Raw genomic sequence first — 18,891 nt, 5'->3', positions numbered from 1 at the left:
TCCTCGTAGCGGAGCTACTAGGGCATTTCGGCAACGCGGGAAGCGTGCGTGCCAGGGCGTGGCCGCCCGATCAGAGGGCGCCCGACAGGCTCTGAGAGCCTGTCGGGCGCCCTCTGGTCGGGCGGACGTCACCCGACAGGCTCTCAGCCGCCCGAGGTGTCGAGCTCGGCCTCCGCGCTCACGCCGGAGCAGTCGTAGGGGTCCTTCAGCCAGCCGTCCGGCAGCACCACACGGTTGTTGCCGGACGTGCGCCCGCGCGGCCCGTCCGCCCCGTCCGGCCAGGCCTGGTCCAGGTCGAGCTCGTGCAGCTGCGCACCCAGCTCGTCCAGCGACGAGGTGATCGCCAGCTTCTTGCGCATCTCCGAGCCGACCGAGAAGCCCTTGAGGTACCAGGCCACATGCTTACGGAAGTCGATCACGCCACGTGTCTCGTCGCCGATCCACTCCCCCAGCAGCGTCGCGTGCCGCAGCATCACCGTCGCGACCTCCCGGAGCGTCGGCGCCTGCCTCGCCTCCGTACCCTCGAAGGCACTCACCAGGTCACCGAAGAGCCACGGGCGCCCCAGGCAGCCGCGGCCCACGACCACGCCGTCGCAGCCGGTCTCGCGCATCATCCGGCGGGCGTCGTCCGCACACCAGATGTCGCCGTTGCCGAGGACCGGGATCTCCGGGACGTGCTCCTTGAGACGGGCGATCGCGTCCCAGTCGGCGGTGCCGCCGTAGTGCTGGGCGGCGGTCCTGCCGTGCAGGGCGACGGCCGTGACGCCCTCCTCCACCGCGATCCGGCCCGCGTCGAGGTAGGTGAGGTGGTCGTCGTTGATGCCCTTGCGCATCTTGATGGTGACCGGCAGGTCGCCCGCGTTGGACACGGCCTCGTGGAGGATCGCGCGCAGCAGCGGCCGCTTGAACGGGAGCGCGGAGCCGCCTCCCTTGCGGGTCACCTTGGGGACCGGACAGCCGAAGTTCAGGTCGATGTGGTCGGCGAGGTTCTCGTCGACGATCATGCGGACGGCCTTGCCGACCGTGACCGGGTCCACTCCGTACAGCTGGATCGAGCGCGGGGTCTCGCTCGCGTCGAAGTGGATGAGCTGCATGGTCTTCTCGTTGCGCTCGACCAGCGCCCGCGTCGTGATCATCTCGCTGACGAACAGCCCCTTGCCGCCGGAGAACTCCCGGCACAGGGTGCGGAACGGAGCGTTGGTGATACCTGCCATGGGCGCGAGCACCACCGGCGGCTGCACCGCGTGCGGGCCGATCCGGAGCTGCGGGAGCGAGGGGGCGAGCGTGGTCATTGCTCCATTGTCGCGTACGGCGGAAACTGCTTCGGCGGGCGCCGGGGCGAGAAGCGGGCAACCGCACAAGCCAGGGGTTGCCGGCTGTTCGCCGGGGAGTGCGCACGAGGGCGGTTTGACTCGACCGTGTGAGGGTCGGTTTCCGGGCGTGCGGGGGCCTGGGCTGTTCGGGCTACGGTGATCGTGCGATCCGGGGCGCCGGGTACGGCGCCGGTGTGCGGGGCCCCCGCACCACCAAAGTGATGGTTCGGGGCCTCCCCCGTCACTTTTGGCCGTACCCAGCGGGGCACGAGTGTGGGCCCGGATCGCCAGGCGTGATCCGGGCCCACAGTCGTACGGGCGCCGAGGAGGCGTCAGCTCTGCTTCGCGGAGTCGCCCTCGTGGGTCGACGTCGCGGCATCGGCGGACGCCGGGGCCTGCCCGGATCCGGCGCGCTCGCGCATCTTGCGCAGCAGCTCCTGCTTCCGGTCGTCCGCGGTCCTGCGGTCGGCGTTACGCGGGCTGCCCGCTCCCTGCTGATCGGCGCGGGACAGCTTCTTGCGCTGTCCGCCGACACCGAGAAGGTTGTTGCGGCTCTTGGCCACGGAGTTCTCCCATTCGTGGTGAGACGTCATGAGACATGAGGTCGTGAGCGACCTGGAATCGATCCGGTGGGCGGCGGGCGGTCGGGCCCACCGCGCTCTCACTCGTAGATCTGGAAGAACGAAGACATGCGGGAACCGTACCCCGGCCGGACCAGGTGCGGCACCCGAATTCCGGTCGGTGCCGTTTTCGGCCGGTGCCGTTTTCTTGCCCCGCCGCCCCGCGCCGGAGGCCTCAGGCCGTCGGGTCGATCGTCGGCCGGTGGGCCCGGGTCAGGTGTTCCTCGGCCTTGAGCCAGGGCAGGAACTGCACGCCCTCGCGCCAGTCGCACGTGTCGCGGCTCAGTTGCCGCTGCATCCCCGACTTCCGTACATGGACGACATGTCCACGGCCGTGCACTGATCCCATCGGGTGACCTTGCTCGTGGTCATGGACGGCATCCGAGCCTCCTGTTGACGCATGGTCGCGTGGTGCCCGGTGTGCGACGAAGCCCCCGGTTCCGTACGGGGAACCGGGGGCTTCGCGGTGGAACAGCGATGCGTCAGCAGCCGAGCAGACGGGCGCCGAGGTACGCCTGGATCTGGTCCAGCGAGACGCGCTCCTGCTTCATGGTGTCGCGCTCGCGCACCGTGACCGCGTTGTCGTCGAGGGTGTCGAAGTCGACGGTGACGCAGAACGGCGTACCGATCTCGTCCTGGCGGCGGTAGCGGCGGCCGATGGCGCCCGCGTCGTCGAACTCGATGTTCCAGTTCTTCCGCAGGTCGGTCGCGAGGCCCTTGGCCTTCGGCGACAGCTGCGGGTTGCGGGACAGCGGCAGCACCGCGACCTTGACCGGCGCGAGGCGCGGGTCGAGGCGCATCACGGTGCGCTTCTCCATGACGCCCTTGGCGTTGGGCGCCTCGTCCTCGATGTAGGCGTCGAGGAGGAAGGCGAGCATCGAACGTCCGACACCGGCCGCAGGCTCGATGACGTACGGGGTCCAGCGTTCGCCGGCCTCCTGGTCAAAGAACGACAGGTCCGTGCCGGAAGCGGCGGAGTGGGCCTTGAGGTCGTAGTCCGTGCGGTTGGCGACGCCCTCCAGCTCGCCCCACTCGCTGCCGCCGAAGCGGAAGCGGTACTCGATGTCAGCGGTGCGCTTGGAGTAGTGGGAGAGCTTCTCCCTCGGGTGCTCGAACCAGCGCATGTTCTCCTCGCGCAGGCCCAGGTCCGTGTACCAGTTCCAGCGCTGCTCCATCCAGTACTCGTGCCACTCCTCGTCCTCGCCCGGCTTGACGAAGAATTCCATCTCCATCTGCTCGAACTCGCGGGTCCGGAAGATGAAGTTGCCCGGAGTGATCTCGTTCCGGAAGGACTTGCCCATCTGCGCGATACCGAACGGCGGCTTCTTGCGCGAGGTCTGCTGGACCTGACCGAAGTTGGTGAAGATGCCCTGCGCGGTCTCGGGACGCAGGTAGGCGACCGAACCGGAGTCCTGGGTCGGGCCGAGGTGCGTGGAGAGCAGACCCGAGAACTGCTTGGGCTCGGTGAAGGTGCCCTTGTTGCCGCAGTTGGGGCAGTTGAGGTCGGCGAGCCCGTTGACCGGAGGCTTGCCGTGCTTCTCCTCGTACGCCTCTTCCAGGTGGTCCGCGCGGAAGCGCTTGTGACAGGAGGTGCACTCGGTCAGCGGGTCGGTGAACGTGGCGACGTGGCCGGAGGCGACCCACACCTCGGGGGCGAGGACGACCGACGAGTCGAGACCGACCACGTCTTCGCGCGAAGTAACCATGTAGCGCCACCACTGGCGCTTGAGGTTCTCCTTCATCTCCACGCCCAGCGGCCCGTAGTCCCAGGCGGCCTTCTGGCCACCGTAGATCTCACTGCAGGGGTAAACGAAGCCACGGCGCTTGCTCAGGCTGACGATGGAGTCGATCTTGTCGGCGGCCACGGTGCTCTCTTCATTACGACGACGAAATTGGACAGGGGTGGCGCGAAGCGCCTCGGTGGGGGGTGGTGGTCGGGAGACGGGCGGGCGAATGCTTCAGATTACCGGCGGGCACGCCCTCCGGATCAAATCGGTGCGCGGACGGCTCACCCAGTGGGCGTCCCATCAGGCTTGTTGACAATCGTTTCCAGTTTTGTTGAAAATGACTGTCATGAACATACGCCGCCTCATACCCACCGCTGCCGTCGCCGGAGCAGTCGTCCTCGGGCTCACGGCCCTCTCCGCCTGCTCCCCGTCGGACGCCGCCGCCCGCAAGGCCGGCGACAAGCTGAATGTGGTGGCGTCGTTCTATCCCATGCAGTTCCTTGCCGAGGAGATCGGCGGGACCCACGTCTCGGTCAGCACGCTGACCAAGCCGGGCGTCGAGCCGCATGACCTGGAACTCAGTCCGCGGCAGATCGGCGGACTCGGCGACGCCGACTACATCCTCTACCTCAAGGGTATCCAGCCCGCCGTCGACGACGCGATCAAGCTGTCCGGGTCGACCCACAGCGTCGACGCGGGGAAGCTGACCACGCTGGAGGACCACGGCACCGAGACCGGCGGCGACGAGCACGGCCACGAGCACGGTTCCGAGCACAAGGGCGAGGGTGCCGGGGCCGACCCGCACATCTGGCTGGACCCGCTGAAGTACGCCGAGGTCGCCAAGGGCGTCGGCGCGTCCCTGGAGAAGACCGACCCCGGCCACGCCGCGGACTACCGCAAGAACACGGACGCCCTGGTCAAGAGGCTCGATGCGCTGAACACGGCGTACGAGACGGGCCTGAAGAACACCGCCACCAAGACGTTCATCACCACCCACTCCGCCTTCGGCTACCTCGCCGAGCGCTACGGCCTGGTCCAGGAGGGCATCGCCGGCATCGACCCCGAGGCCGAGCCCAGCCCCGCCCGGATCCAGGAGATCCACACCATCGCGAAGAAGACCAAGGCCACCACGGTCTTCTTCGAGACCCTCGCCAGCGACAAGACCGCGAAGACCGTCGCGGCGGACACCGGCCTGAGGACCGACGTCCTCGACCCGCTCGAGGGAATCACCGACAAGTCCAAGGGCGCTGACTACTTCGAGGTCATGCAGTCCAACCTCGCCGCCCTCCAGAAGGCGCTCGGCGCGAAGTGACCCGCGTAACACCCGCCACAGCAGCATCGGAGGCGCTCATGCCCGAGCCCGAGAGCACCCAGCCCGACCCCGTGATAGCCCTGCGCGGTGCCACCGCGACTCTCGGCGCGCGCCCCGTGCTGCGTGGCATCGATCTCACCGTGCACCGCGGCGAGGTCGCCGCGCTGCTCGGCGCCAACGGCTCCGGCAAGTCCACGGCCGTCCGGTCCGTCATCGGCCAGGTCCCGCTCACCGGCGGCTCGGTCGAGCTGTTCGGCACCCCCCTGCGCCGCTTCCGCAGCTGGGCACGGATCGGCTACGTACCGCAGCGCACCACGGCGGCCAGCGGGGTTCCCGCCACCATCCGCGAGGTCGTCTCCGCCGGGCGGCTGTCCCGCACGAAGCTGGGGCTGCTCCGCAAGGCGGACCGGGCCGCCGTCGACCGCGCCATCGCGCTCGTCGGCCTCGCCGACCGGGCCGGGGACTCGGTGAGCGCGCTCTCCGGCGGTCAGCACCAGCGGGTGCTGATCGCGCGGGCACTCGCCGCCGAGCCCGAGCTGCTGATCATGGACGAGCCCATGGCCGGCGTCGACCTGACCAGCCAGGAGATCCTCGCCGAGACACTGCGCGAGCAGGTGGCGGCCGGCACCACCGTGCTGCTCGTCCTGCACGAGCTGGGCCCGCTGGAACCCCTCATCGACCGCGCGATCGTCCTCCGCGACGGCTGTGTGATGCATGACGGGCCGCCCCCGAAGGCCGTCGGCCAGCACGCGCTGCCCGGCCACGACCATGTACACCCCCATGCGGCTTCCGAGCCCGTCCGGACGGGACTGCTGACCTGATCATGGAATTTCTCCAGCCCCCCTTCATGCAGCGGGCCCTGCTCGCCGCCGTACTGGTCGGCGTCATCGCCCCCGCCGTCGGCATCTACCTCGTGCAGCGCCGCCAGGCCCTGATGGGCGACGGCATCGGCCACATCGCGATGACCGGTGTCGGTCTCGGCTTCCTGCTCTCCACCAGCCCGGTCTGGATGGCCACGGCCGTCGCCGTCGTCGGCTCGATCGTCATGGAACTGGTCCGCTGGTACGGACGCACGCGCGGCGACATCGCGCTGGCCATGCTCTTCTACGGCGGTATGGCGGGCGGTGTGCTGCTGATCAATCTTTCCGACACCGGCTCCAACGCCAACCTCACCTCGTACCTCTTCGGCTCCCTCTCCACGGTCTCGTCCGAGGACATCACCGCGATCTGCCTGCTCGCCGCCTTCGTGCTGCTGGTGACGCTGGGGCTGCGGCGGCAGTTGTTCGCGGTCAGTCAGGACGAGGAGTTCGCGCGGGTCACCGGACTGCCGGTGCGCGCACTCAATCTGCTGATCGCGGTCACGGCGGCGGTGACCGTCACCGTGGCGATGCGGGTCGTCGGTCTGCTGCTGGTCAGCGCGCTGATGGTGGTCCCGGTCGCCGCGGCGCAGCAGATCTCGAAGTCCTTCAAGGTGACGTTCGTGCTGTCCGTCGTCATCGGTACGGCGGTGACCCTGGCCGGCACCGTGACCTCCTACTACCAGGACGTACCGCCCGGCGCGACCATCGTGCTGCTGGCCATCGGCGTCTTCGTCGTGCTGACCCTGCTCGCCACGCCGCTGGCCAGAAGGCGCGCCCGCAGCAGCGACGCGGTCTCGGCGGAGTGCACCCTGGAAGGGGAGACTCCGGAAGTACCGGCTGCCCGCCCCGCCACGAACGGCATCCGGGTCTGACCCCGGCGCACGGGCGGGCTGGCACAATGGCCCGACACATGTACGGGCGACATGAGGAGGCACCTGTGGCGACGGCGCCGATCAGTGGAACGAACGCAGCCCCGGTACGCGGCCGGTCGACCCGGCAGCGGGCCGCGGTGGCGGCGGCGCTCGACGAGGTGGACGAGTTCCGCAGCGCCCAGGAGCTGCACGACGTACTCAAGCACCGCGGTGACTCGGTCGGACTGACCACCGTCTACCGCACCCTGCAGTCCCTCGCCGATGCGGGCGAGGTGGACGTCCTGCGTACGACGGACGGTGAGTCCGTCTACCGGCGCTGCTCGACCGGCGAGCACCACCACCATCTGGTGTGCCGGGTCTGCGGTAAGGCGGTCGAGGTCGAGGGTCCCGCGGTGGAGCAGTGGGCGGAGACGATCGCTTCGCAGCACGGGTATGTGAACGTGGCCCACACGGTGGAAATCTTCGGGACGTGCGCGGAGTGCGCGGCACCGCCGGAGAGCTGAGCGGGCCTGCGGTACGCGGGACCGGCGGGCGGTGCTCGAAGGAGCGCCGCCCGCCCGTGCGTCGTGATGACGGGCGCCGGTGCGTCAGGCGGTGGCCGCCGGAGCGTCACACGGTACGGAACGCCAGCACCACGTTGTGGCCGCCGAAGCCGAAGGAGTTGTTGAGCGCAGCGATCCGTCCGTCGGGCAGGGGGCGGGGCTCGCCACGGACGATGTCGGCGTCCGCGTCGATCGCCGGGTCGGGGTCGTCGACGTTGATGGTCGGCGGGGCGAGCCTGTGGTGCAGGGCGAGCACGGTGGCGATCGTCTCCAGGCCGCCCGCACCGCCGATCAGGTGCCCGGTCATGGACTTGGTGGCCGATATCGCGAAGTGGTCGGTGTGGTCGCCGAAGACCTGGCGCAGTGCCCTGATCTCGGCGACGTCGCCGAGCGGGGTCGAGGTGGCGTGCGCGTTGATGTGCGCGATCTCGGCGGGCTCGAGGCCGGTGGAGTCCGTCAGGGACCGCAGCGCGGCGGATATGCCGCGGCCCGTCGGCTCCGGCTGGGTGATGTGGTGGCCGTCGAAGGAGACGCCTTCGCCGAGGGCCTCGGCGTAGACCCTGGCACCGCGCCGGGCGGCGTGCTCGGCGGACTCCAGGACGACGAGGCCCGCGCCCTCGCCCAGGACGAAACCGTCGCGCCCGGCGTCGAAGGGGCGCGAGGCGCCGGTCGGATCGTCGTTGTTCTTGGACATCGCCATCATGTTGCCGAAGGCGGCGAAGTTCAGCGGGTGCACCGCCGCCTCGGTGCCGCCGGCGACAACGACGTCGGCGCGGCCGCTGCGGATCATGGTGATGGCGTAGCCGATGGCCTCGGCGCCGGAGGCGCAGGCGCTCGCGAAGGTGTGGACCCCGGCGCGGGCACCGACTTCGAGGCTGATGTGGGCCGACGCGGTGTTGGGCATCATCATCGGGATCGTGTGCGGGGAGACCTTGCGGGCCCCCTGCGTCTTGAGGATGTCGTACTGCTCGAACATGGACGTCACCCCGCCCACCGCGGTGGCGACCACGACGCCGAGGCGGTCGGGGTCGACTGGCTCGTCGTCTCCCGCCCGGCCCTTGAACCCGGCGTCCTCCCACGCCTCGCGGGCCGCGACGAGGGCGAACTGGGCGGCGCGGTCGAGCCTGCGCGCCTGGGCGGGCGGGAAGATCTCCGCGGGCTCCACCGCGATCTCGGCGGCAATGCGCACCGGGAGTTCCTCGGCCCATTCGTGCGCGAGCCGTCGGACGCCGGAGCGCCCGGCGAGCAGGGCGTCCCAGGTCGCGGTGGTGTCGCCACCGAGCGGCGTGGTCGCGCCCATGCCGGTGACCACTACGGTGCGGTTCTTCTTCTCCACAGAAATCTGTCTCCAACGTCTGAACTGGAATTGCGCGGCCTCGGGTCCGCTCCGGCTCGCTCTGTTTCTCGCTGCGTCCTGGGGCGATCGAATAGTCAGGGATGGCGGATGAGCGTGGTTTCCAAGCCCCCTTCCACGACTGCTCCGACGGCAGATACCGCGGCGCCTTCCACGGCCGATTCCATGGCTGATTCCGTGGCCGATTCCGCGGCTCTGAACGTGCGGAGTGGAAGGGAACGTTCCCCCTGAGCGTGTGCCCGTTGGTGCGGAATTCCGCCGTCCCGGTCCTGAGCGGTGGCGATTTTCCGGGATATGCGTACGGCCGTCGCCAGCAAGGGGCTGACGCATTGCGGTCCGCCGGCCCCGGCGAGATCCGTCACCAGGGACAGGGACGCGACGACGGCCCCGGCGCGGTCCCGCAGCGGGGCGGCGGCCGCGAAGGTGCACCGCTCCGTCCGGAAGTCGCCTGCGGCGTAGCCCGAGCGCCTGACCTGGCTGACGATCCTGCGCAGGACCAGGGGGTCGGGCACTGCCCCTGCAGGGTGCCGGGTCAGCGTGCGGGCCAGGATGTCCTCCTGCGCGTCGGGGCTCGCGTAGGCGAACAGGACGTTTCCCGAGGCCGTGGTGTGCAGGGGGAACCGGTCGCCGACGGTCATCGGTGCCACACGCACCGGTCCGCCCGAGCCGAGACTCTCCAGCCAGATCCCCTCGGCGCCGTCGCGGACCGAGAGATTCACCGTTGCTTTCGTCTTCTCGTGGAGTCGCAGCATGTGCGGCAGCGCCGCGGCGCGCAGCGCGCGGTGCCGCGGCGCGTGCGCGGCCAGTTCCCACAGCCTCAGCCCGATGGTGTATTTACCCCCCTCCCCCCGCTCCAGCACTCCCAGGGAGACGAGCTTGGTCGCCATGCGGTGTGCCGTCGCCACGGGAAGGCCGGAGAGGCGGCTGATATCGCTCACCGACAGCGAGTGGTCCCGACCGCTGAAGACACCGAGAACACTGAAGGCGCGCTCGACAACCGAGCGGTTTTCCGTGGTGCTGCGGATTTCCATCCGTAGGCCTCGCTTTCGCCTGGTGCATCTTTGTGCACTGCGATCCCCCGATGAGACGAGCAAGATCCTCACAGGTATGGAGCAATTGTGAAGGTCGCTTCGATGACACGGAGGAAGCCAGTGCCCTAACAAGCACGTCACCCGCCCGTCGGCGGCGACGGCATGAGCGCCGTCGTGCGACGGGCGGGTGGTCGCCAGGGGCCGGCCGTCTCCGGACCGACCGTCACCCCGGTTGCCGCACAGGCCGCGTGACGGGGCGTCAAAGCCCGGCCACGCGGCCGTGCCGGGTCACTGCGGCGGCAGGTCGCGGCGCGGGTGCCGGGGGCGCAGGGAGGGGTCGACCGCGGGGATGCCCACTCTGAAGAAGACCAGCGGGCGTTCGCCGTCCTCGGCCCCGCACAGGGCGGCCAGGTCCCCGACCGTGTGCGGGCAGTCGATGACGTGGCTCTGGGGGTGGACGTAGATCCCCTGCCGGAAGAGGTCCAGCCAGAGGCGGGTGACCAGGCGTCCGGCCGTCACCTCCTGAGCCGGGTCCTCGCCCTTGCCCAGGATCACCAGGACGACGCCGTCACCGGCGGTCGCGCCGGAGGAGAGCGGGGTGAGGAGACGAGGCAGCCCCAGCGGGCGCAGCGCCCGGTAGACGGCCGGGGAGAAGAGCAGCCCCATGAGGAAGCGCTCCACCCGGTTCAGTACCAGCATGACGTCGTTCAGACCGTCGCGGTCGTACTTGGGGTGACGGGGGCTCAGCCGGGTCCATGCCATGAGTTCGGCGGCGATTCCGGGGTCGCCGAAGAACCAGTGGTAGGCGCGGACGAGCAGCGGCCTGGCCGCGGCCGTGCTGATCGCGGCCACCCGGAAGCCCGCCGTGCGGGCGGTTTCCCGCGCGGCCTCGATCACCTCCGGGTCGATCTGCTGCGGGGTCCAGGCGCCGCGCCAGACCCGGCGGCCGGCGATGTCGGACGCCCGGAAGCCGGTGTCGTAGGGACGCTCGGCCGGCCGCAGCCGGCCCACGCGGCGGGCCGTGATGTCGAGGTCGAGCTCGAAGCCGACGGAGATGCCCTTCTCGGCCGCGGCGATGAGCAGGCTCTCCACGTACGTGCCCAGCGACAGCCGCAGGTCGCGGTGGGCCGGGTCGCTCGGCCCCAGCGCGTCCTCGGCGCGCCAGCCGACCTCGACGTGGTCGGTGCCCTGGCGGAGCTCCCAGGGTTGGGTGTTGTGCGCGTTCGCCGCCCGGGAGGCCTGGGTGGCGACCTCGCTCAGCCGGTCCAGGAACGTGGTCGTCTTCTCGGGACTCGTCATGCTCTGGCTCCTTCCTTGTGACGCCGCTCCTCGGCCGCGGCGGTGTCCGCCCCGGTGGTCGGGCCTGTGGTGGCGGGGGCCGTTTCCCCGGCCGACTCCCGGATGCCGAAGCGCCCGTGGACGCTCCGCAGCCAGGAGGGGGCCCACCAGCTGATGCGGCCGGTGGCCCGCAGCGATGCCGGTACGAGCGCGCCGCGCACCAGGACGGCGTCGATGAGGATCGCCAGGCCCGTAGCGGCGCCGTACAGCTTGATCAGGGAGACGCCGGAGGTGAGCATCGCGAAGAAGGAGACCGCGAGGATGGCCGCGGCAGCGGTGATCACCGGCCCGCTCGCGCCGAGGCCGTCGCGGACGGCGGTGGCCAGGTCGCCGGTGCGCTCGTAGTGCTCCTTGATCCGGGAGATCAAGAAGACTTCGTAGTCCATCGACAGTCCGAAGGCGATGCAGAAGACCAGGACCGGCATGGAGACCGCCAGCGGCGAGGGGGTGAAGCCGAGGACGCCGGAGAGGTTGCCGTCCTGGAAGATCCAGACCGTCACGCCGAGGATCGAGCCCAGGCTGAGCAGGTTGAGCAGCAGTGCCCTGATCGGCTGGACCACGCTGCCGGTGAGCAGGAACAGGAACAGAAGGCTGAAGACCACGATCAGGACGAGGGCGATCGGCAGCTTGTCGGCGATGGACTCGTTGATGTCGGCGACCTGAGCCGCCTGACCGCCGACGAGCACGCGGTTGCCGGCCGGGGGGGCGATGTTCCTTACGTCGTGGGCGAGTTGGGATCCCTCGGAGGAGTACGGGGCCACGTCCGTCTGGACCTGGAGCCAGGTCGCGGTGCCGTTGTCGTAACGGGCCGCCTGGGCCTCCGGCATGGGGGCGGCCTTGGCCCCCTTCTCGAAGACGCCCGCGGCGCTGACGACCTTGGTCACCTGGTCCGTCCGGGACAGCGCGGTGGCGTACGTCGCGAGGTCCGCGTCGGTGCCCTTCCAGTTCTGGGCGACCACGTTGAGCGCGTGCTCGTCGCCGGTGCCGAAGTCCTTGCGCAGCGCCTCGGCCACGACCCGGCTCTCGCTGCCCTTCGGCAGCACCCGCTCGTCGGGGACGCCGAACTGCGAGTGCCCGAAGGGCAGTGCGATGCCGATCAGCAGAATGACGACGGGCATGGCGAGCAGCAGCGGCCGGCGGAACGCGAGACCGGCGATGCGGCCCCAGGTGGTGTTCGCGGCGGGGCGGGGCGCGGTCCGCCGGGCCCAGCCCAGGGCGTCGATCCTGTCGCCGAGCAGCGTGAGGGCCGGGGGCAGCAGCAGGAGGGCGCCACCGACGGACAGCAGGACCACCGAAATGCCGGCGAAGGCGAAGGAGCGCAGGAAGTACTGGTCGAAGACCAGCAGCGTGGCGAGGGCGGCACCGACGACGCCACCGCTGACGAACACGGTGCGGCCCGCGGTCGCGCGGGTGACGCGGAGGGCGTCGGCGTTGCTGCGGCCGGCGGCGCGTTCCTCGCGGTAGCGGGTGACGATCAGCAGGCTGTAGTCGACCGCGAGACCGAGGCCGAGCGCGGTGATGAGGTTCACCCCGAAGACCGAGACGTCGGTGAACCGGGAGAGGACGTTGAGAATGCCCATGGAACCGACCACGGTGAGCAGCGCGAGCACCAGCGGGAGCAGCGCCGCGATCACGCCGCGGAACACGAGAACGAGCAGCAGCAGCGTCAGCGGGATCGCGATGGACTCCGCGGCGACGATGTCCTTCTCGATCTGTGTGTTCATGTCGTTGTTGACGGCGTTGATGCCGCCGAAGGACACCGCCACGTCGCCGTCCGGGTCGGACAGGTCCTCGTGGAGCTTCTTGGTGGTCTTGAGGCTTTCGTTCTCGTCACCGTCGACCCGGACCAGGACCAGTCCCGCGTCGTCGGTGCGCAGAGACGGGTCGTGGGTGGCGAAGTACGAGGAGACGATCCGGGCTCCGGAGCCGTCGCCGATCGTCTTGGTGACCCGATTGGCGGCGGCGCGCGCTGCGGCGCTGTCGACCCCGCCCTCGGCGTCCTTGATCATGACCACCATGTTGGGCTGGCTCTCCGGGAAGGAGTGCTCCAGCGCCGAGGCGGCGGCCACGGAGTCGGAGTCGGGGTTGTCGAACCCGCCGGACTTGAGGTTTTCGAGTACGCCTGCGCCGGCCGCGCCGGTGATGATCAGGAACAGCAGCCCTGCGAGCAGGGTGAACCACGGGCCGCGTCGGCTCTGCCGACCGCTTTGGGGTGGCACCGAAGTGGTCACCATGGGAGGTCCTTTCGTTCTTCTCTGACGGTTCGTCCGATGCCTGTCCGGGCTCTGCTTGGCACTGTCGGGCTTCATCGGTACTGGGCGTTGCGTCGAGGAGCACGGCTCGTCCTCTGCAGGGCACGCCTGTCGATGGACCGACCCGAGTCGGAATGATGCTCCCATTCGAGAGCACCGATCTGGATGTGAATCAGTGTGACCATTCAGTGAACACTGATCCAAGAGCAATGCTCTGATCATGGACCAGCGATCCAATCAGTGACCACGAGGCAAACCTGAGGCCATGAGCGGGATCCGAGGAGCCGGAGAAAGGGCCCGCGGCGAGGTCGGCGCGGCCATCAGCAGGAGGCCGGGCGCCGGCTCGCCACGGAGCGAGCGGCGCGGCTGCCCCTACGGGCGGCGGCCCGCGAGCCGCGCATGGCATCGTCGGCCGCCCACTACTACTTCCCGAATCGCGACAGCCGGCCGGCCAGGGCGGCAGCGGGCCGGGCCGCCGGGCGGCGAAACCGTACGGACATCCGCGAGACACGCGTGACGGAAGATCGAAACCCGCCCCTTCAAGTCATGTTCATTCCGCTGAGTGAAAAGATGCGCCGCCTGCCCTCCTCGCTTGCAGAACTCTGGCGGAGCAGCGCGAAGTTGACGTACAGCCAGATCAAGACGCTCCATCACCACGGCCTGCCGGGCCGCCCGTTGCCCGGCCGGCTCGGCACGACCTGTCATTTCGTCCACTTCTGACGCCGCGTCATGCAATCCGTCACTATCGGATCGGGGTATCAGCAGCTGTGACTGGTATAGCCATCGTCGGCATGTCGTGCCGCTTTCCCGGCGCCGGGAACCTCAACGAGTTCTGGCAGATGACCATCAACGCCGAGCCTCAGTTCGCGGGGGTGCCCGAATCCCGCTGGGATCACTCCAAGTACCACAGACCAGGCGATTTCCGGGAGTCGCACAGTACGTACACCGACCGGGTGGCCTTCCTCCCCGCCATCGACCAGTTCGCCCCGTCCCACTACGGCGTGCCACCGCGCCGGGCGAGGGCCATGGACCCCCAGCAACGCCTCTTCGTCGACCTCGCCCGGGAGGCCCTGCAGGACGCCGGCTGGGAGCGGGGCTCCTTCGACCGCGCGACGACCGGCGTGTTCGCCGGGGTGTCCTCGATCGACTACCGCGACGCGACCTTCGCGCGGATCAACGCCAGGCTCCTCGCGGACGGTTCGTTTCACCTCGGCGAGGACGACCCCGAACTCCTGGCCGGCCTGGAAGAGGCCGCCGGGTCGGCGGTCATGCCCGTGGGGCCGTTCTCCATCGCCGGCGTCATCGGCAACATGGTGCCGGCCGCCGTGAGCGAGGTGTTCGACCTCGGCGGTCCCTCGTACGCCGTCGACGCGGCCTGCTCGTCGGCGCTTGTGGCACTGGACACGGCGGTACGGAGCCTGCGGTCGGGCGGGTGCTCGGTGGCACTCGTCGGCGGGGTCTTCGTCAACCTGACACCCAACGCGATGATCGGCTTCTCCCGGGCCGGCGCGCTCTCCCGGGACGGCGTGTGCCGGCCGTTCGACGAGCGGGCGGACGGCTTCGTGCTCGGCGAGGGCGGCGGTGTGCTGGTGCTCCGTCCGCTGGCGGACGCCCTGGCGGCCGGCGACCGCGTCTACGCCGTCGTGAGCGGCGTCGGCACTGCCAACGACGGGCGCGGCGGCGGCCCGATGACGCCGCAGGCCCAGGGGCAGCTGGCCGCGCTGCGCGCCGCCTACCGGGACGCCGGAGTGGCCCCCGGGGCGATCGACCTGCTGGAGGCCCACGGCACCGGCACGCCGGTCGGCGACCGCACCGAGATGGAGGCGATGCGCCTGCTGCGCGACGAGGCGGGCCAGACCCGGCCCTGCTACGTCTCCTCGTCCAAGGCCCTGATCGGCCACACCCTCTCCGCGGCCGGCGCGGCGGGCCTCGTACGGGCCGCCCTGGCCCTGCATCACGGTGTCGTACCGCCGCAGCCCGCCGAGCACCGCGCCAGCCCCGAGCTGCGGCTCGACGAGTCGGGGCTGCGCCTGGCCACCGCGCCGCAGGAGTGGCCGCGGGGCGAGCTGCGCCGGGCTGGGGTCAGCTCGTTCGGCTTCGGCGGCACGAACGTCCACGCCGTCCTCGAAGGCGCGCCGCTCCCGAAGTCCGGGGCCGATCCCGCCCCGGAGCGGCCCGAACGGGAGGACGAGCCGTGGCTGTTCCTCCTGTCCGCCGGTTCGATGCCTCAACTGGCCCAGCACGCCCGGAAGATCCGGGACGCCGTCATCGCGTCCGCCGCGCAGCCCGCCGCGGTGGCCCGCACCCTGGCCGGCCGCGAGCTGCTCACCGCCCGGCTGTCGTTCGCCGCCGCCACGCGCCAGGAGCTCCTCGACCGGCTCGACCTGGCCGCCCGGCGGCTGGACGAGGGCGCCATCGGCGAGCTGGCCCCCGGCATCCACGCCGCGGCCAAGCCGCTGCCCGAGGCGGAGCGAAAGATCGCCTTCGCCTTCCCCGGGCAGGGGGCGCAGCAGCCGGGGATGCTCGCCGACCTGGTCCGGCGTTTCCCGGCGTCGGCCCGGCGCGCCGAGGAACTGACCGCCCTGACCGCCGAGGAGTCGGCGGAGCTCCCCGCGCGACTGCCCGACCTGCTCTGGGGGCAGCACGGGCCCGACGACGCCGAGGCGATGGCGGCCCTCACGCTCACGGACCTGTGCCAGCCCGCGCTCGGCATCACCGCAGTCGCCACCACCGAGCTGCTGGCCGCCTGCGGCGTCGTCCCCTCCCTCACCGTCGGGCACAGCGTCGGCGAGTTCCCGGCGGCGGCCGCGGCCGGCGCGATCGCAGCGGACGAGACGGTCCGGTTCATGGCCCGGCGGGGCGCGGCACTCGCCGCCGCCGTACCGGCCGGAACCGGCGTGATGCTCGCCGTGCAGGCGACGCACGAGAAGGCGGAGAAGCTCGCCGCCGACGTGGACGGGGTCTGGCCCGCCTGCTACAACCACGAGCACCAGCTGGTGTTCAGCGGCGGCGAGGCGGCCGTGGAGCAGCTGCGCGAGCGCTGCGCGGAACGCGGCGTAGCCGCGGTGCGGCTGCGGGTGTCGCACGCCTTCCACTCGCCGCTGGTGGCCGCGGCCGACGAGGCGGTGACCCATCGCATCGCGGCCCTGCCGCTCGTGGCGCCCGCCCGTACCTTCGTCTCCGGTGTCGGCGGCCGGGTGTGCAACCAGCCGCAGGAGATCCGGGACCTGTGGAGCCGGCACAACAGCGTCCCCGTGCGCTTCAGTGAGGCCGTCACATCGGTGGCGGACGCCGGGGCGCGTTTCCTGGTTCAGATCTACGGCGGCGACTCGCTGCTTCGGATGGCTCGGCGTACCCCCGGTGCCAAGATGCTGGACGTCGTACCGCTCACCACGAGCCGGCCGGACGGCGCGCGGGCCTTCCTGACGGCGCTGGGCAGGCTCGCGGTGGCGGGTGTGCCGGTGGATCCCGCCCCGCTCTTCCCGGCCGACGCCCCGCCGCTGCTGTCGCTTCCGGCGTCGCCCCTGGAGACCTCGTCCTTCACGATCCTCAAGGGAACGGGCCGGAAACGGACCACCGACGCCCCGCGCCCCGACACTCCGGCCCCTGCCGCCCTGGCCTCCTCTGTCACCCCTGCCGCCTCCGTGGCCTCTGCGGCCGCCGTCACGGCCCCGGCTCCGGTCGTCGTCGCGCCCACGGCCGCCGTGCCGTACAGCTCCACGACCAACCACACGTCCGCCGCCTCCACCCACTCGAACGGTGAATCGAGCATGAGCAGCCTTATCTCGTTCCTCCACGCCCAGGTCGATCTGCTGCAGTCGGTCGGCGCCGTCGCGGTCGACGGCCCGGTACCGAACGGTGCGCCGGCGACTGTGACCGCAGCTGCGCGTCCGGTCCCCGTCCCGGTGCCACCGGCCGACGTCCTCACGGCCCACGCGCCCGCGACCGCCGACCCGGCGGACGTGGTGACATCCCGTGTACTCTCCGCGATAGCCAAGGTCAGCGCGTACTCCGAGGACTTCCTGCAGCCGGAGCACGTGTTCGCCACCGACCTCGGCTTCGACTCGATCATGCTCGCCGAGCTCGCCGCGGGCCTGCGCAGGCAGTGGCCGGACATCGAGGTGCGGGCCTCGGACGTGGTGAGGATCAGCACCGTCGGCGAGCTGATCACGACGGTCCAGGAGCTCCTCGGTACCGCCCCCACCACCACCCCCGCCCCGATGCCGGTACCCACCGAGGTCCCCGCCGTACCCTCCGTGCCCGCGCCCCGCACCGAGGCCGTCCCCGCACCGGACCGCACCGCGACCGGTGATGTCAGGGCCCTGCCCGAAGTCGTCGCCACGCTCGAACGCTCACGCATGTACGAGCGCTTCGGAGTCCGCAACCCCTACTACCTTCCGCACGAGGGCACGATCCGGGACGTCACCCGGGTCGAGGGCACCGAGCTGATCTCGTTCTCCAGCTACAACTACCTGGGCCTGTCCGGCCACCCGACCGTCGTCAAGGCCGTGACCAAGGCGGTCAAGCAGTACGGCAGCTCGGTCTCGGCCGCCCGCATCCTGTCCGGCAACCGTCCACTGCACGAGGAACTCGACCAGGGCCTCGCCCGCCTCGTCGGCGCCCAGGACGCGGTCACGCTGGTCAGCGGCCATGCCACCAACGTCACCGTCATCGGCCACCTGGTGGGCCCCGAGGACCTGATCCTCCACGACGCGCTCGCGCACGACAGCATCATCCAGGGCTGCCGTCTGTCGGGGGCGAGCCGCCAGCCCTTCCCGCACAACGACATCGCCGCTCTGGACCGGATCCTGCACCAGGTGCGCGACCGCTACCGCCGGGTGCTGATCGTGGTCGAGGGCGTGTACAGCATGGACGGCGACATCGCCGACCTGCCCGCCCTGATCGCCGTCAAGCAGCGGCACGCGGCGCTGTTGATGGTGGACGAGGCCCACAGCATCGGCGTGCTGGGCAAGACCGGTGGCGGCATCGGCCAGCACTGGGGCGTCGACGCCGACGACGTCGACGTGTGGATGGGCACCCTGTCCAAGTCACTGGCGAGCTGCGGCGGTTACGTGGCCGGCCGGCACGAGCTGATCGAGCACTTCCGCTACACCCTCCCCGGCTTCATCTACAGCGCCGGCCTCACCCCGCCGAACACCGCCGCCTCCTTGGCCGCGCTGCGGGTGATCCAGGAGGAGCCCGAGCGGCTCGACCGGCTCCACCAGCGCTCGGCCCTGTTCCTGCGGCTCTCCGCGGCGGCCGGGATCGACGTCGGTACCAGCGAGGGCACGCCGGTCGTGCCGTGCATCACCGGCGACTCGGAGAAGGCCCTCAAGCTCGCCGACCGGCTCTACCAGCGCGGCATCAGCGCCAACCCGATCCTGCACCCGGCGGTCGAGGAGCGGCTGGCCCGGCTCCGGTTCTTCATCACCTCCGAGCACACCGAGGAGCAGATCGAGTACACGGTGAAGGTCATGGCCGAGGAGCTGGCGAAGCTGGCCTGACCCGTCGGCATCCTGACCCCGCCGGCGTCCTGAACCGTCAGCGTCCTCGTCGGCGCACGGAGCAGGGGGGGGGGGGGGCCCCCCGGGGGGGGGGGGGGGCCCCCCCGGGGGGACCCCCCGGGGGGGGGGGGGGGGGGGGGGCCCCCCGGCGCGGCGGGCCCGGAGG

13 protein-coding genes and 1 pseudogene are annotated in these 18,891 nt (G+C 70.8%); 6 read left to right on the top strand and 8 right to left on the bottom strand.

The window, feature by feature from the left end; all coding sequences use genetic code 11:
• Nucleotides 1–143: 143 nt before the first annotated feature.
• The 4 genes and pseudogenes from dusB to ACIBB8_RS00265 form a co-directional block, all read right to left on the bottom strand.
• Nucleotides 144–1,292 carry a tRNA dihydrouridine synthase DusB gene (gene dusB / locus ACIBB8_RS00280; protein ID WP_398948153.1) on the bottom strand — a complete coding sequence of 383 codons (1,149 nt, stop codon included), beginning with the start codon at nucleotides 1,290–1,292 and terminating at the stop codon, nucleotides 144–146.
• 353 nt (nucleotides 1,293–1,645) lie between these two features.
• The gene (locus ACIBB8_RS00275; protein ID WP_398948698.1) at nucleotides 1,646–1,876 is read right to left on the bottom strand and encodes a DUF6243 family protein; all 231 of its coding nucleotides are present in this window, start codon (nucleotides 1,874–1,876) and stop codon (nucleotides 1,646–1,648) included.
• Between the two features lie 232 nt (nucleotides 1,877–2,108).
• Nucleotides 2,109–2,314 (bottom strand): annotated as a pseudogene (locus ACIBB8_RS00270) (hypothetical protein).
• 101 nt (nucleotides 2,315–2,415) lie between these two features.
• The gene (locus ACIBB8_RS00265; protein ID WP_398948152.1) at nucleotides 2,416–3,798 is read right to left on the bottom strand and encodes a glycine--tRNA ligase; all 1,383 of its coding nucleotides are present in this window, start codon (nucleotides 3,796–3,798) and stop codon (nucleotides 2,416–2,418) included.
• Between the two features lie 208 nt (nucleotides 3,799–4,006).
• On the opposite strand from ACIBB8_RS00265, the gene ACIBB8_RS00260 reads away from it, so the two are divergent.
• From ACIBB8_RS00260 to ACIBB8_RS00245, 4 genes are all read left to right on the top strand, one after another.
• Nucleotides 4,007–4,972 (top strand): metal ABC transporter substrate-binding protein, encoded by a 966-nt coding sequence (locus ACIBB8_RS00260; protein ID WP_398948151.1) that lies wholly within the window; start codon nucleotides 4,007–4,009, stop codon nucleotides 4,970–4,972.
• 38 nt (nucleotides 4,973–5,010) lie between these two features.
• Nucleotides 5,011–5,793 (top strand): metal ABC transporter ATP-binding protein, encoded by a 783-nt coding sequence (locus ACIBB8_RS00255; RefSeq protein ID WP_398948150.1) that lies wholly within the window; start codon nucleotides 5,011–5,013, stop codon nucleotides 5,791–5,793.
• 2 nt (nucleotides 5,794–5,795) lie between these two features.
• Nucleotides 5,796–6,704 (top strand): metal ABC transporter permease, encoded by a 909-nt coding sequence (locus ACIBB8_RS00250; RefSeq protein ID WP_398948149.1) that lies wholly within the window; start codon nucleotides 5,796–5,798, stop codon nucleotides 6,702–6,704.
• A 65-nt stretch (nucleotides 6,705–6,769) separates the two neighbouring features.
• A complete protein-coding gene (locus ACIBB8_RS00245; protein WP_366689607.1) occupies nucleotides 6,770–7,207 on the top strand; it encodes a transcriptional repressor in 438 nt (145 codons plus the stop codon).
• Between the two features lie 106 nt (nucleotides 7,208–7,313).
• Here ACIBB8_RS00245 and ACIBB8_RS00240 read toward each other — a convergent pair whose 3' ends face one another.
• The 4 genes from ACIBB8_RS00240 to ACIBB8_RS00225 all read right to left on the bottom strand — a co-directional run bounded on the left by ACIBB8_RS00240 (nucleotide 7,314) and on the right by ACIBB8_RS00225 (nucleotide 13,203).
• Nucleotides 7,314–8,582 (bottom strand): beta-ketoacyl-[acyl-carrier-protein] synthase family protein, encoded by a 1,269-nt coding sequence (locus ACIBB8_RS00240; RefSeq protein WP_398948148.1) that lies wholly within the window; start codon nucleotides 8,580–8,582, stop codon nucleotides 7,314–7,316.
• A gap of 95 nt (nucleotides 8,583–8,677) precedes the next feature.
• Nucleotides 8,678–9,631 carry an IclR family transcriptional regulator gene (locus ACIBB8_RS00235; RefSeq protein WP_398948147.1) on the bottom strand — a complete coding sequence of 318 codons (954 nt, stop codon included), beginning with the start codon at nucleotides 9,629–9,631 and terminating at the stop codon, nucleotides 8,678–8,680.
• A 288-nt stretch (nucleotides 9,632–9,919) separates the two neighbouring features.
• Nucleotides 9,920–10,930 carry a hypothetical protein gene (locus ACIBB8_RS00230; RefSeq protein WP_398948146.1) on the bottom strand — a complete coding sequence of 337 codons (1,011 nt, stop codon included), beginning with the start codon at nucleotides 10,928–10,930 and terminating at the stop codon, nucleotides 9,920–9,922.
• Nucleotides 10,927–13,203, bottom strand: a complete 2,277-nt coding sequence (locus tag ACIBB8_RS00225) for an MMPL family transporter (protein WP_398948145.1) — start codon at nucleotides 13,201–13,203, stop codon at nucleotides 10,927–10,929. The genes ACIBB8_RS00230 and ACIBB8_RS00225 overlap by 4 nt, the downstream gene beginning before the upstream one ends.
• 417 nt (nucleotides 13,204–13,620) lie before the next feature.
• Here ACIBB8_RS00225 and ACIBB8_RS00220 point away from each other — a divergent pair, with 417 nt between their 5' ends.
• Both ACIBB8_RS00220 and ACIBB8_RS00215 read left to right on the top strand, forming a co-directional pair.
• Nucleotides 13,621–13,941: a hypothetical protein gene (locus tag ACIBB8_RS00220; protein ID WP_398948144.1), complete on the top strand. Its 321-nt coding sequence runs from the start codon at nucleotides 13,621–13,623 to the stop codon at nucleotides 13,939–13,941.
• Nucleotides 13,942–13,988: 47 nt separating this feature from the next.
• Nucleotides 13,989–18,725: an aminotransferase class I/II-fold pyridoxal phosphate-dependent enzyme gene (locus tag ACIBB8_RS00215; protein WP_398948143.1), complete on the top strand. Its 4,737-nt coding sequence runs from the start codon at nucleotides 13,989–13,991 to the stop codon at nucleotides 18,723–18,725.
• Nucleotides 18,726–18,891: the final 166 nt, after the last annotated feature.

Source organism: Streptomyces sp. NPDC051286, assembly GCF_044455345.1.
Lineage (GTDB): Bacteria > Actinomycetota > Actinomycetes > Streptomycetales > Streptomycetaceae > Streptomyces.
This window is presented reverse-complemented; position numbering and strand designations above follow the sequence as displayed.